The sequence below is a fragment of the Quadrisphaera granulorum genome, assembly GCF_003149145.1.
Classification (GTDB): Bacteria; Actinomycetota; Actinomycetes; order Actinomycetales; family Quadrisphaeraceae; genus Quadrisphaera; species Quadrisphaera granulorum.
This window is the reverse complement of sequence record NZ_QGDQ01000008.1, coordinates 93,702-106,882: the sequence shown is the minus strand read 5'-3', so window position 1 is coordinate 106,882 and position 13,181 is coordinate 93,702. Positions and strand designations below refer to the sequence as shown.

Below are 13,181 nucleotides of genomic sequence, written 5' to 3'. Positions count from 1 at the left end.
CGTCAGGGCAGCCGCGGGTACCGCGCGGTGGGCTCGCCCGAGGCGACCTCCTCCCCAGCGGGGATCGTCTCCGACAGCGCGACCTCCTCGGCGCCGACGCGCACCAGGAGGAGCGCTCGGCCTGGTTGTGCCCGGCGAGCGAGGTCGCCCTGGACCGCACCAGGCTGGTCGTGACCACCGGCAGAGCCGGAGCAGACCTGGCTCTGCTGAGGGCGGTCGTCGGTGTCCGGGGCTCCAAGACCCGGCTGGCGCCGGCCACCGACACCAGCCGGCAGCACCTCTGCGCGGCCGTGGCGCGGCTCGGCAGGCACCTCGACGATCCCGACGTGCTCTGCTCCTGCACGTGGCGCTACTGGTTCGCGAGCTGAGCGCGAGCACCACCGGGACCAGCGCCGGAGGGTGAGGGGCGTGGATCACGCGAAGGCGTCGGTCAGCGAGCGCAGTGCCTGTGCGGCACGTCCGATGACAGGCTCTCCGTGGCCGAAGCAGGCAACGTCCACCTCGAGACTCGCGAGGCGCGCGGCGTCTCGCCACGCCTGCTCCCTGTCAATGCCGAACGGGCCGAGCACGATGCGCCCCTCGTGCTCGGCCACGGCGTCGCCCGTCAGCACCACTCCCACCGCCGGCAGGTGCAGCGCGATGCTGCCCGGTGTGTGACCCGGGAGGACCAGGACGTGCGCGGCAACGCTCGGGCCGCCAGCGAGGTCTCCCAGATCGAGCAGGTCGCCGTCGTCGACCTCGACATCTACCGGGCACGCCGCCACGGGCTCGAGGGCCTCAGCCACAGCGGAGGAGGTAACGGCGGCGTGCAGTCGGACCTCCGCTGCGGTGAGCACCGGCACCGGTCCCGGTGTCTCACCGCGGATGTGCGGCGCGTCCGCGCGACCCGCGACGACGCGGGCGCCGCTCCATGCCACGACCTCCGCGGCGGCGGCGGTGTGGTCGTCGTGGAAGTGGGTCAGCACCACCCGCTCGAGCTGGTGCGGAGCGACGCCGAGATCGGTGAGCGTGCGGCGGAGCCGGGGAAAGGTGCCGACCGGGCCGGTGTCGACGAGAGTCGCCCGCTCATCTCCCGCCGGGCGCCACAGGTAGGCGTTGCTGATGCCGCACCGCACTCGGTGCAGGCCCGGAATGACCTCGTCGTACTCCCAGGCCGATGGTGAGTCGGGTGCGTGTGCGGTCATGGCAGCGACGCTAGGAGCAGCCGCTCGTGCAGCACCCGCACCGTTCACTGCCGCCGAACGCGCCCGCTCGGACAGACATCAGCGCACGGTCGCGCCATAGACCTTGTGCACACGCAGGGTGACCAGGACGCGGCGGTCGGACACCATCACCGCGCGGTACTCGTCCCAGTCGGGGTGCTCCCCGGCTGCCCGCCGGTAGTAGTCGACCAGCGCTTCGACCTCCGGGGAGTCCGGGGCGACACCGGGTCCGATGAGCTCCACCGTCCCCTCGACCGTCGCCCACGACCAGCCGTCGGCACTCGTCACCTCCAGTGCCGCGCGCGGGTCTCGCCGCAGGTTGGCCGTCTTGGCCCGCCCCTCGGTCACCGAGACCAGGACGACGCCGCGGTCGCGGTCGTAGAACGGGGTCACGGGTGACAGTTGTGGCATCCCGTCTCGCTTGAGGGTGGCGAGCACCCCCAGTCGAGACGACGCCAGCAGTGCGTGCAGCTCCTCGTCGGTGCTCATGCCCGTCCAACCCCGCCGGGCACCGCGGGACTTCCCGCCCCAGGCTCACGCCGGGGCGAGCGTGGCGGCGAGCACGCGCCACCGGTCGCCATCGCGCACCCAGAGCCGGGTGTAGCGCAGGCGAACGCTGACGGGCGAGCCATCCTGTAGCGCCTCCACAGCAGCCAGCAGTCGCGTCACACCCGTAGACGCTGCCTCCTCTACCTCGAGGTGCTCCTCCACCAGGCTGGTGATGCGCAGCGCGCCGGAGCGGTGGCTGCGCAGGTCGTCGTCCTTGGTGAAGACCGATCCGTCGGGACCGGCTGCCACCGACCGGGGGTGAAGCAGTGCGTCGAGCGCGTCGACGTCAGCGCTGCGCTGGGCGGTCTGGAGAGCACGTTCGGCCGAGAGGAGATGCCTCCCGGCACCCTGCCTCGTCGGCACCGGCATCAGCGAGGGCTGTCTTCCCTCGGCGAACGCTCTCCCCGGACACCGCTGACGACCTCACGCGCCGGCTCCGCCTGGACGGCGTCGGCCGGCTGACCGACGTCGTCGTCGTCCTTCACCGATCTCGCAGGACAGGTGGGGCCGAGTCATCGCGAGGAGCTGTGACGCGTTGGCCCCTTGGGAGTGAGCAGGCGGTCACGCTCAAGGGGCCAACACTCTGCAGCTCTCCGGACCGGTCACAGGAAGTAGCGGTTGGTCAGCGGCAGGGTCTCGGCGGGCGGGAGGTCGACCATGCGGCCGTCCACCTCGACCTCCAGGGAGTCCGGGGAGACCCGCACCTGGGGTGAGGCGTTGTTGCGCACGAAGTCGGACTTGGTCAGGCCGCGGGAGTCGCGCACCGCGGACAGGCGACGCCGCACCCCCTCGGCGCGCAGCTTCCCCTCCACCCCGGCATCGAGCGCCGGCTGCCCGACGAACGCCACGCCCAGGCTGCTGGGGGCGACGCCGTAGGAGCCGAACATCGGCCGGTAGACCTGCGGCTGCCCGAGCCGCGTGGAGTCGTTGCCGCCACCGACCGGGCCCCACACGACGAAACCGCTCTTCACCACGAGCTGCGGCTTGACGCCGAACGACTCCGGCCGCCACAGGACGACGTCGGCGAGCTTGCCGACCGCCAGCGAGCCGACCTCGTGCGCCAGTCCCTGCGCGATCGCGGGGTTGATCGTCAGCTTGGCGAGGTAGCGCAGGATCCGTGCGTTGTCGTGCCCCGGTGACTCCCCCGTCACCGGGTCGGTGGCGCCGGTGGCCTCCTTCATGCGGTGAGCCATCTGCCAGGTCCGCAGGGACACCTCGCCGATGCGGCCCATGCCCTGGGAATCGCTCGACATCATCGCGATCGCCCCGAGGTCGTGGAGCACGGACTCGGCGGCCACCGTGCTGCCCCGGCCGCGCCAGGCCAGCGAGGCGAGATCCTCCTCGAGGTGGCTGTGCATGCGGTGCACCGCCATCTTCATCTCGCCGTACTCGGCGTAGGAGTTGGTCGAGTAGGGGATGGTCGGCGTCGTCGAGCTGCCCAGCACCGCGTGCTGCGAGGCCAGCTCCAGCACGTTGGGGTGACCACCCCCGAGGCCTTCGATGTGGTACGCGTGGATGGTCCGCCCGGCGATGGCGTCGAGAGTGTCCGCGAGCTCCCCACCCTCCTGGTTGGAGTCGGTGTGGACGCACACCGGGATGTCGACGTCGTCCGCCACCGACAGCGCCCTGTCGATGACCGAGGTGAAGCTGGCGGTGTCTTCGTGGATCTTCAGCCCGCCGCAGCCCATCTCGACGTTGCGCTCCAGCGACGCGCGGTCGGAGGCGCTGCCGCGGGCGAGCAGCGAGACGTTGAGGGGGTAGCCCTCCCACGCCTGCATCATGAGGTGGAAGTGGCGCTGCGGGTTGACGCCCAGGTCGGAGACGTGGCCGTAGCCCATCCCCACGATCGTCGTGGTGCCCGCCGAGAGCGCGGCGGGGATGAGGCTCGTGGTCGCCAGGTGCACGTGGGGGTCGACGATGCCGGGGGTGGCGATCATCCCCTCGCCCATGATCCAGCCGGTGTTGGCTCCGGCGACCAGCTCGATGTCGTCGGTGATGTCGGGGTTGCCGGCGCGGCCGATGCCGGCGATGCGCCCGTCCTTGATGCCGATGTTCGTCTTGATGACGCCCAGCAGCGGATCCACCACCACGACGTTGGCGATGATGAGGTCCATCGTGCTGTCGCTCGCTCGCCTGTCGGGCAGGCGCGCTGACTGGCGCTCGAGGTGGCTGGACATGCCCATCGAGTCGCGGATGGTCTTCCCGAACCCCCACAGGGGCTCGTCGCCGTAGGCGGTGTGGTCGGACTCCACTTGCGCGACGAGGTTGGTGTCGGCCAGGCGGATCCGGTCGCCCGTGGTGGGCCCGTACAGCCGGTGGTACTCGGAGTGGTCCATCGTCCAGCTCACGGCCGGCTCCCCTCAGCGCTGTCGGTGCTGTCGGTGCTGTCGGTGTGGGCGGTGGCTGCGGTGTCGAGGTACCCCTGCGACCGAGCGCGTTCCAGGGCCGCGACGCGCTGCGCCTCCAGCTCCTCGCCGTCGCCGAGCACGCAGTTGGTGAGGTCGTTGAAGCCGAAGACCGCCCGGTCGCCGCGGTAGGGCGTGAGGCGCACCAGCTTGGTCTCCCCTGGCTCGAAGCGCGCCGATGCCCCGGCGGGGATGTCGAGGTGCAGCCCAAACGCTTTCTCCCTGTCGAAGGCGAGCTGCTTGTTGGCCTCGAAGAAGTGGAAGTGCGACGTGATGACCACGGGCCACGCGGAGGTGTTGGTGACCTCCACCTCCCGCGTCGGCGCCTGCGGGCTCTGCAGGGTCCCGGCAGCAGGGAGCACCTGACCCACAGGGCCGTCGAGGGGCGAGATCGGCACGGTGCCCGTGGTGTCGGGGCTGGTGGTGCCGGAGCCAGCCGACTCGGGGCGCGCCGGCTCGGCGGGTTCGCGGATGGGCCGGCGGACCGTCACCAGCTTGGTGCCGTCCGCGAAGGACACCTCCAGGTAGATGATCGGCACCATCTCCGCAACGCCGGGCATGACGTCCGCCGTCGTCACGCACCGCGATCCCAGCTCGGTGACCTCCTCGTAGGAGGCGCCGTCGCGCGCGGCCTCGTGCATCTCGTCGCAGATGAGGCCCACGGCCTCGACCTGGCCAAGCAGCGTGCCCCGCCCCCGGCGGCGGCGGGCGAGCTCCGCGAGGCTGAACACGGTCAGCCTGTCGAGGTCGCGGGGTGTCAGCGTCATCAAGCGTCCTCTGCCTGTCGTGTCGGCCTCAGCGGATGGCGGTGACCGTACGCCGCATCTGGGGCAGCACACGGGTGCCGTAGGCCTCGAGCGTCGACTCCCGGGCATCGTGCTGGAGATAGAGGGCGAACTGGTCCACGCCCAGCTCCTCCAGCTCGCGCAGGCGCTCGACGTGGCGTTCGACGGGCCCGACCAGGCAGAACCTGTCGACGATGGCGTCGGGCACAAAGTCGACGTGGCTGTTGCCCGCCTTGCCGTGCTCGTTGTAGTCGTACCCCTGCCGACCCTCGATGTAGTCGGTGAGGGCCCTGGGCACGCCGCCGTCAGCCCCCTCGACTCCGTAGCGCCCCACGATGTCGGCGACGTGGTTGCCCACCATCCCGCCGAACCAGCGGCACTGGTCGAGCATGTGGGCCCGCTCCTCCTCCGGCCCCACGTAGGCGGGCGCCGCCACGCAGAACGTGATGGACATCGGGTCCCGGCCGGCGCGCTCGGCGGCCTCGCGGACCGCGGCGATCATCCAGCGGGCGATGTCGGGGTCGGCGAGCTGGAGGATGAACCCGTCAGCCACCTGACCGGTGAGCTCCAGCATCTTGGGCCCGTAGGCGGCCACCCACACCTCCAGCGACGGCGCGGGACTCAGCCCGGCCGTCCAGGGCAGGGTCAGCGTGCGCCCGTTGTGGTCGACGCTGCGCCCGTTGCCCAGCTCCCGGATCACGTGGACCGCGTCGCGCAGGGCCGCGACCGTGGTCGGCTTCCCCGCGAGCGTGCGCACGGCCGAGTCGCCGCGGCCGATGCCGCAGACGGTGCGATTGCCGTACATCTCGTTGAGCGTGGCGTAGGTGGAAGCCGTGACCGTCCAGTCCCGTGTGGCGGGGTTAGTCACCATCGGGCCGACCACGATCTTGCGGGTGGCCGCGAGCATCTGGCTGTGCACGACGTACGGCTCCTGCCACAGCAGGTGGGAGTCGAAGGTCCACGCGTGGGTGAAGCCGTGGGTCTCCGCCTGCCGCACGAGCTCGACGGCGCGCGAGGACGGAGGCGTGAGCTGGAGGACGACGCCGAAGTCCATGGAGGGTCTCCTTGACGGTGTTGGTCAGTGGTGCCCGCGCTCGTAGCGACGGGACGGCGACGGCGGTCAGGCGTCGCGGTCGTTGTCGAGGCGGTGCAGGTCGAGGGCCACGAACACCGACAGCCGCACCTCCGGGTCGTTGACGAAGTCGCCCAGCTGCTCCTGCAGGCGCACGATGCGCTGCCGATAGGTGTTGTGGTGCAGGAACACCTGCCGTGCGGCCTCGCTGAAGTTGCCGTTCGCGGCCCGGTAGCTGCGGAGCACCCGGCGCCCCTCGGCGGCCACATCCCCCGTGCCAGCGACGGCGCCCAGCACCTCGCGGGTGAACTCGCGCCGCTCGTACTCCGGCAGCTGGTGGAGCAGGCGGGTCACGCCCAGGGAGTCGTAGGTGGCCACGCGGTTGGCCCAGCCGAGCGCCTTGGCGATGACCACGGCGCGCTGCGCCTGGCGGAAGGCCCCGGCGAAGCGGCGGACGTCGTCGACGGGCCTGCTGGCACCCACGCACAGCGGCAGGCTCACCCCCCGGTACACGGTCCGCTGCACCCGGTCGAGGTCGAGGTCGGCCCCGACGACGAGCACCACGTAGCCCTCGTGCTCGATCACGACCGCCCTGGGATCGATGCGCAGCACCGCGGCCTCGACCTCCCGCGAGAGCCGCTGCAGGCCGGTGCTGCCCAAGCTGGTGCCGAACGGGACGACGGCCAGGAAGACGGCGGAGCGCACGGGGAAGGTGCCGAGCCTGCGGCTGCGGCGGATCTCGTTCTCCCGGGCTGCGAGGTCGTCGTTGAGGATGGCGGCCAGGGCCGGCCGAGCGGCGGCCCGGTGGCGGTGGTCACCCTCGTGGGCGCTGAGGCTCAGAGCGAGCAGCCGCGCGGTCAGCCCCGCGTGGTGGAGCTCCGGAGCGGACAGCGGCGCAGCGCGGGCGAGGCGCACCGCACCGATCAGGCGCCCGGCGTGCCGCAGGTCCAGCACGACGTCGGTGGCAGCAGGTGGCTCGGCGCCGTCAGGCGCGTCCACGAGGGGGCTGGCCGTGTCGAATGACGGCTCTGCGCCGCTGAACCCGGCACCGCGCGCGTGCGCCACCTCCACGCCGTCAGACGTGCCCTGCCCCCTCGACGCGGCGGTCACCGTCACGTCAGCCCCCAGCGCGTCAGCTAGCGCGGCGGTGAGACTGGCGACATCGAGGTCCCCTTCCAGCAGGGTTAAGACCATGTCGTCGGCTTCCCGACCCGTCGCGCTCGCGCGCCCCATGAGGGAGAGGAGACGGGCGGCCAGTGCCTCCGGCTCCTGCGGCGGGCCCCACAGCACCGCGGTCGGTGATCCTGCGAACAACGCGGTCAGCTCCGCTGGCGGGTGGACCGAGCGGTCCGCTGGCACGACGACGACGGCGGTAGCGGCCGTGCGCAGCACGCCCTCTAAGCGGTCGGCCAGTGGTGGAAGCGGAGCTCCACGGCGCACCGGCTTCCAGGGGAGCACCAGGACGGTGGGACCGTCGTCCCGACCCGGTTTCCCTTCGACGCGCACGCCGGTGACCGGCCGGTCGGCGCCAGCCCCCGTGCTGACCACCGTCAAACCAGCAGCGGCCGCCAGACCGCTGATCGACATCGGCACCCGGAGGCCTCCTGGGATCCCTGGCTCACCCCCGGTGTTCAGGGGTGCGGGCACCTTAGGCTCCGGACGGTGCGGACGATCCCGGTCATTGACATCTCGGCTGCTCGCCGTGGGTCCGGCGGCGACCGCGGGGTCGCGCGGGCGGTGAGCGGGGCGTGCGAAGAGGTCGGCTTCTTCCAGGTGACGGGTCATGACATCTCCGCCGCGCTCGTGGAGGACCTGTTCCGCGCGACCCGCCGGTTCTTCGCGATGCCAACCCCGGTGAAGGCGACCGTCGCGCAGCCGGCACCGGACCAGGTGCGCGGCTGGGCGCCCGTGGGCAGCGAGAGCATCACGTTCTCCCTGGACGAGGAGTCGCCCGCCGACCTCAAGGAGAAGTTCGACATCGGGCCGGAGGTCGGCCTCGGCGAGGGATGGGCAGACGGCACGCCCGAGCACGCGCCGAACCGGTGGCCGGCACTCCCCGGCTTTCGGGAGGTGTGGGTCCGGGCGTACCGCGCCTTCGCCGAGACCAACCTCGCTCTGACCCGCGCCGCAGCGCAGGGCCTGGGCGTCTCCCCCGAGGCGATGGCGGCGCGGTTCGACCGGGAGATCAGCATGCTGCGGGCCCTGTACTACCCGAGCCAGCCCGAGCCGCCCCTGCCCGGGCAGCTGAGGGCGGGGGTGCACTCCGACTACGGGGCGTTCACGCTGAGCGTGGCGGAGCCGCGGCCGGGTGCTCTGCAGGTGCTCGACTCCGGGGGCGAGTGGGTCGACGTCCCGGTGATCCCCGGCGCGGTGGTGGTCATGGTCGGTGACCTGTGGACGGAGTGGACCGACCACCGGTGGCCGGCGACGTTGCACCGGGTGGTAAACCCCCGCCGGGACGTGGCGTGGGACAGCGACCGGCTTGCGGTCGCCTTCTACGCGCACCCGAACGCCGAGGAGCCCGTCGACGTGCTGCCCGAGCTGGCCGGGGACGCGTCCGGCTGGCCCGACGCCCCCACCGCTGCCGAGCACCTGAGGGAGAAGTACCTGCGGCAGACCTCGGTGGGGTCTCCTCACGACCCCAGCCGCAGGTGATTGATGCGGAACGCGTGCCCGTCGGGGTCCAGCAGCACCGACTGCCAGGCGCCGTAGTACGTGCGCCCGGGTCCTGCGGCCAGCACAGCTCCGCGGTCGGTGGCCCTGCGCGTGAGGGCGTCGACCTCGGCCTCGGACGCGGCCTCGAACGTGAGGAAGGTCCTGACGGCGTCAGTCCCGGGCGGCGGCTCGGCCAGCCCCAGGAGCTCGTAGGCGTGGGGGTGGCTGAACCCGAGGACGATGCCTCCCAGGTGGAGGCCGCGGAACCACGCCGAGGTCAGCTCGGTGACCTCGGCCAGGCCGAACACGTCCTCGTAGAAGGCGGAGGAGCGCACGGGGTCGGGCACCACGAGGCTGGTGAACGACAGGGTGACCACGGCAGGGCTCAGATCTTCGCGGCCAGCGCCGCGTACTGCTCGTAGCGGTAGGGGTTCTTGGCGACGACGTCGTCGATGGTGTCCTTCGTGGCCATGACCTGGTCGATGGTGTCGGGCATGCTCGACGTCGTCCCCTGGATCTTCGCCAGCACGGCCTGGGCCGCCACCACGCCGGTCTGGGCGGCGGAGTAGTACCGGGTGGCCGCCAGGTACGGCGTCTTGAGCCACGTGATCATCTCATCGTCGGCGTCGCTGGAGACGTGGGTGATGGTGGTGGTCCCCTGCCCCTTGAGGAAGGCTGCGATGCCGTTGGACATCGAGGCCGAGTAGGCCACGATCGCCGTCACGTCCGGATGGGCCTGTAGGGCCGTCTGGACGATCTGAGTGGCCTTGTCCCGGGCGAAGAAGCCCTGCTCGCGCACCACCACGGAGAAGCCCGACCCGGCGAGGGCCGCGTCGAGGCCCTCGTCGATCTTCTCGGAGAAGCCCTGTCCCACGATCCCCTGGACAACCACCACCGGGCCGGGCTTGGCGTTGGCCTTGAGCCACTCGCCGATCATCTTGCCGCCCTCCACGCTGTCGAGCGTGGCCTTGCCGGCGAAGTCGTCCGCGCCCTCGCCACTGCCAGGCCACAGGGCGTTGCCCACAGGTACCTGCTGCTGAACGCAGAGCTGGGCCGCCTTGGCGATGGTGGTGGCGTCAGCGGGCAGCACCACGAGGCCCTTGATGCCCTGGGCCAGGAGGTTCTGCACGTTGCTGAGCTCGGTGGCGGAGCTGAAGTTGTTCTGCACGCCGGTGGCGGTGAAGCCGGTGCCGTCGAGCACCTTGTAGACGCCCTCGGCGACGTAGCTCGAATAAGCGTTGTTGCCGTTGAGTGAGATGCCGATCACGCCGGTCCCCCCGCCGCTGCCGGCAACGCTGCCGCTGCTGGCTCCTGCGCTGGCGGTGGACGAGGAGCCGCAGGCAGCGAGCAGGCCGCTCGTGGTCAGCAGGCCGCCGGCGAGCAGGAGCGAGCGCCGGCTGGGCTGGGCGGTCAGACCGGAGCGCGGCGCGGTGGGGGCGGGGCGGTGCTCGGACACGGGGGACCTCCGGGGTCGGGAGCGGGCGTGCGGCGATGACCGGGTGGCGGTGCCACCCGGGAGCAGGAGGGAGTGATGGAACTGAGGACGACGACGGCAGAGAGCCGCTGCGAGCTGCAGCGAAAGGCCCCTGCCTGAGGTGTCAGGTGCGCTTCAGGCGCGGCAGCGACCGGCGCAGGGCGCCGGCCCATCCCGCCGTCCCCGAGCCGCCTGCGCGGCGCTCCGCGAGCGCGGTGGCGACGACGGCGAGCACGAGGATGCCTCCGGAGACGAGCGACTGGAACGCGCCCGGAACCTGCAGGAACGTCAGGGAGGCGCTGACCACACCGAGCACGAGCACGCCGGCGAAGGTGCCCACCACGGTGCCGCGGCCCCCGGCGAGCGTCGCCCCTCCGAGCACCACGACGGCGATGACGGACAGCTCCAGGCCGAGTCCCGCGCGAGGGTCTCCGGAGGCGATGCGGGCCATCATGAGGAGACCGGCGAAGGCGGCGAGCGTGCTGTTGCCGACGTACAGGAGCACGAGGTGGCGCTTCACGGGGACGCCGGCGAGGAAGGTGGTCGAGCGGCTGGAGCCGAGGGCGAAGGTGGTCCGGCCGAAGCGGGTGAAGTGCAGCAGGAGCGCGCCGAGCACCACGACAAGCAGGAGCATCGCGACCGGTGTGCGCAGGGGCCCCCAGGTACCGAACCCCCAGGACGACAGGCCGTCGCGCACTGGCACCGGGGTGTTGTCTGACAGGACCAGGGCGAGCGAGCCCAGCACGCTGAGCCCGCCGAGGGTGAGGATGAAGGGTGGCACGTCGAGCAGGGCGACGGCGGTCCCCCAGACGAGACCCGTCGCGGCGCCGATCGCCAGGGCGAGGACCACGACGGCGGGCGTGCTCCACCCGTCGGCGAAGCACCGCGCGGCGACCACCCCAACGAGGCTGACCAGGCTGCCGACCGACAGGTCGATCTGGCCTCCCACCACGAGGAAGGTCTGCCCGACGGCGAGGATGCCGAGCACGGCCACCTGAGCGAGCACGTTCTGCGCGTTGACGGAGGTGAGGAACGCCGGGTTCTGGCTTCCAGTGACCCAGGAGAGCACCACGACGACCACGAGCAGCGGCACGATCGAGCGGGCAGCCGCGACGGTGGTGAACTGCAGCCGCGCCGGGGTGCGAGTCGGGACGGCGACGCCGGCCTCGGCTGCGGTCCCCGTCTCCGTCGAGCTCGCTCGGGTGAGGGAGTTGCTGCTCACAAGGCCTCCTGGAGGTCGCGCTCGGTGGGGGACTCGAGGGCAAAGAGCTCCTCGGGAGTGGTGCTCGCCCCGTCCACCTCCGCGGACGTGCGGCCCGCGGTCATGACGACCACGCGGTCGGCCAGGGCGGAGATTTCCTCGTAGTCGCTGGAGACGACCACCACGGCCATGCCCTGCGCCGTCAGATCCAGCAGTTGGCGGTAGATGGCGAACTTGGCGCCGATGTCGACGCCCGCCGTCGGCTGGTCGAGCACGAGGACGCTGCAGGAGGTCGCGAGCCATCGCCCGAAGACGACGCGCTGCTGGTTGCCACCCGAGAGGGAGCGGACCGGCCGGGTGCTGTCGGTGGTGGAGGCCCGGGCGGCCGCGAGCACCCTGCATGCGCCCTCGTGGGCGCGGCGCGGGCGGTGCAGCCACGACGTCGCCGCCGGTCCCAGCCAGACGTTCTCGCTGATCGAGCGCTCGAGCAGGAGGCCGTCGCGCTTGCGGTCGGCCGGCACGAACCCGATGCCGGCGCTCGCCGCCCCGCTGCGGGTGCGCGGCGCGGGCGCTCCGCGCAGCAGGACCTGGCCAGTGACGGGTCTACGGGCACCCGCCAGCAGCTCGGCCACCGCGGTGGTACCCGAGCCTGCAGGGCCAGACAGCGCCAGCACCTCCCCGGGGTGGACCTCCAGATTGACCGGCGCACTGAGCCCGGGGGCCGTCACGCCCCGCAGGGCCATGACCGGCTCGGTGCGGGCGGCCCGGGGTGCCCGGTCGAGGCGGCCGCGGTCGAGGTCGGCGGCGAAGACGTGGGAGAGGAGGGTCTCGGCGTCCGTGTCGGCCACGGACGTCTGGTGGACCAGCGAGCCGTTGCGGAGCACGGTCACCTGGTCGGCGAGGGCGAAGACCTCGTGCAGGTGGTGGGAAATGTAGAGGACCGACGTGCCGGTGGCGCGCAGGCGCCGGACAACGCCGAAGAGCACCTCCACCTCATCTCCCGCCAGGGAGGCCGTCGGCTCGTCGAGCACGAGCACCCGGGCCGGGCGGGCGGTCACCCGCGCCAGCTCGACCAGCTGCTGCTGGGCGGCGGTGAGGTCGCCGGCACGATAGGAGGCGTCGACGTCCACGCCGAGGGTGTCGAGATGCTGCTGAGCGGCCGAGCGTACGGCCCGACCGGAGACGAGCCCGAGCCCGGTGCGGGGCAGGCCGCCGAGCATGACGTTCTCGGCCACGGACAGGTCGGGCGCCACATGCCGCTCCTGCGGGAGCAGCCGCACCCCCAGCCTGCGGGCAGTGACGGGGGTGTGCGGGTGCAGGTCCCGACCGGCCACCCTGACGTGGCCTCGGTCAGGCCGCTCGACGCCCGTAAGGATCTTGACGAGGGTCGACTTTCCGGCGCCGTTCTCCCCCAGCAGGGCGTGCACTTCCCCGGGGACCAGACGCAGGGACACATCCGTGAGCGCGGTGACGCCCGGGTAGGCCTTGGACACGCCGCGGCAGTCGATGGCTGCCGTCTTCCCGCTCTGGTCGTTGCTGTCGGTCACAGGTCCAGCTCCAGGGTCGGGGTGAGTGACCTGTCGACGCACAGCGCGATGCGCCGGCCGGCGGCTCGGGCCCGCGGTGACAGGACGGTGTTGCGGTAGTCGGGGGTCCCGGCCAGCAGCGTGGTCACGCACGACCCGCAGTCGCCCGCGCGGCAGGTGAAGGGCACGTCCACCACCTGCTCGACCACGTCGAGGATCGAGCGGTCGTCGGGCACGTCGAGCACCCGACCGGTCCGCTGCAGGACCACGCTGAAGGTGCCGCGTGCGGGTGCCGGCTGGTCGGGACCCATC

The 13,181-nt window shown here is 72.0% G+C and carries 14 protein-coding genes; 1 reads left to right on the top strand and 13 read right to left on the bottom strand.

The features are described from left to right. Positions 1–2 precede the first annotated feature (2 nt). The 8 genes from BXY45_RS22860 to BXY45_RS08325 all read right to left on the bottom strand — a co-directional run bounded on the left by BXY45_RS22860 (position 3) and on the right by BXY45_RS08325 (position 7,600). On the bottom strand, positions 3–311 hold the full coding sequence (locus tag BXY45_RS22860; RefSeq protein WP_146211136.1) for a hypothetical protein: 309 nt from the start codon (positions 309–311) through the stop codon (positions 3–5). 102 nt (positions 312–413) lie between these two features. Next, entirely contained in the window at positions 414–1,184 is a 771-nt protein-coding gene (locus BXY45_RS08355) for an MBL fold metallo-hydrolase (RefSeq protein WP_109773873.1), read from the bottom strand. 78 nt (positions 1,185–1,262) lie between these two features. Continuing rightward, complete coding sequence (locus tag BXY45_RS08350) at positions 1,263–1,691, bottom strand: PPOX class F420-dependent oxidoreductase (protein ID WP_109773872.1); 429 nt, start codon at positions 1,689–1,691, stop codon at positions 1,263–1,265. A 45-nt stretch (positions 1,692–1,736) separates the two neighbouring features. Beyond that, the gene (locus tag BXY45_RS08345; RefSeq protein WP_211319361.1) at positions 1,737–2,114 is read right to left on the bottom strand and encodes a nuclear transport factor 2 family protein; all 378 of its coding nucleotides are present in this window, start codon (positions 2,112–2,114) and stop codon (positions 1,737–1,739) included. A 239-nt stretch (positions 2,115–2,353) separates the two neighbouring features. Beyond that, on the bottom strand, positions 2,354–4,099 hold the full coding sequence (locus BXY45_RS08340; RefSeq protein WP_245961696.1) for an urease subunit alpha: 1,746 nt from the start codon (positions 4,097–4,099) through the stop codon (positions 2,354–2,356). Continuing rightward, complete coding sequence (ureB, locus tag BXY45_RS08335) at positions 4,096–4,923, bottom strand: urease subunit beta (protein ID WP_109773870.1); 828 nt, start codon at positions 4,921–4,923, stop codon at positions 4,096–4,098. The genes BXY45_RS08340 and ureB overlap by 4 nt, the downstream gene beginning before the upstream one ends. A gap of 28 nt (positions 4,924–4,951) precedes the next feature. Beyond that, positions 4,952–5,995: a TIGR03842 family LLM class F420-dependent oxidoreductase gene (locus BXY45_RS08330; protein ID WP_109773869.1), complete on the bottom strand. Its 1,044-nt coding sequence runs from the start codon at positions 5,993–5,995 to the stop codon at positions 4,952–4,954. Between the two features lie 66 nt (positions 5,996–6,061). After that, entirely contained in the window at positions 6,062–7,600 is a 1,539-nt protein-coding gene (locus BXY45_RS08325; protein WP_245961702.1) for a PucR family transcriptional regulator, read from the bottom strand. A 75-nt stretch (positions 7,601–7,675) separates the two neighbouring features. Between BXY45_RS08325 and BXY45_RS08320 the strand changes: the two genes are divergently transcribed. Then, the gene (locus BXY45_RS08320; protein WP_109773867.1) at positions 7,676–8,668 is read left to right on the top strand and encodes an isopenicillin N synthase family dioxygenase; all 993 of its coding nucleotides are present in this window, start codon (positions 7,676–7,678) and stop codon (positions 8,666–8,668) included. Here BXY45_RS08320 and BXY45_RS08315 read toward each other — a convergent pair. The 5 genes from BXY45_RS08315 to BXY45_RS08295 form a co-directional block, all read right to left on the bottom strand. Further along, the gene (locus BXY45_RS08315; RefSeq protein WP_170131385.1) at positions 8,647–9,045 is read right to left on the bottom strand and encodes a VOC family protein; all 399 of its coding nucleotides are present in this window, start codon (positions 9,043–9,045) and stop codon (positions 8,647–8,649) included. The two genes, BXY45_RS08320 and BXY45_RS08315, sit on opposite strands and share 22 nt — an antisense overlap. An 8-nt stretch (positions 9,046–9,053) precedes the next feature. After that, a complete protein-coding gene (locus BXY45_RS08310) occupies positions 9,054–10,124 on the bottom strand; it encodes a sugar ABC transporter substrate-binding protein (protein WP_170131384.1) in 1,071 nt (356 codons plus the stop codon). Positions 10,125–10,266: 142 nt separating this feature from the next. Further along, positions 10,267–11,364, bottom strand: coding sequence for an ABC transporter permease (locus tag BXY45_RS08305; RefSeq protein ID WP_170131383.1), 1,098 nt, complete (start codon positions 11,362–11,364; stop codon positions 10,267–10,269). After that, on the bottom strand, positions 11,361–12,890 hold the full coding sequence (locus BXY45_RS08300) for a sugar ABC transporter ATP-binding protein (RefSeq protein ID WP_170131382.1): 1,530 nt from the start codon (positions 12,888–12,890) through the stop codon (positions 11,361–11,363). The genes BXY45_RS08305 and BXY45_RS08300 overlap by 4 nt, the downstream gene beginning before the upstream one ends. Beyond that, positions 12,887–13,180, bottom strand: a complete 294-nt coding sequence (locus BXY45_RS08295) for a 2Fe-2S iron-sulfur cluster-binding protein (protein ID WP_109773863.1) — start codon at positions 13,178–13,180, stop codon at positions 12,887–12,889. Before BXY45_RS08295 ends, BXY45_RS08300 begins: the two co-directional genes overlap by 4 nt. Between the last annotated feature and the right edge of the window lies 1 nt (position 13,181).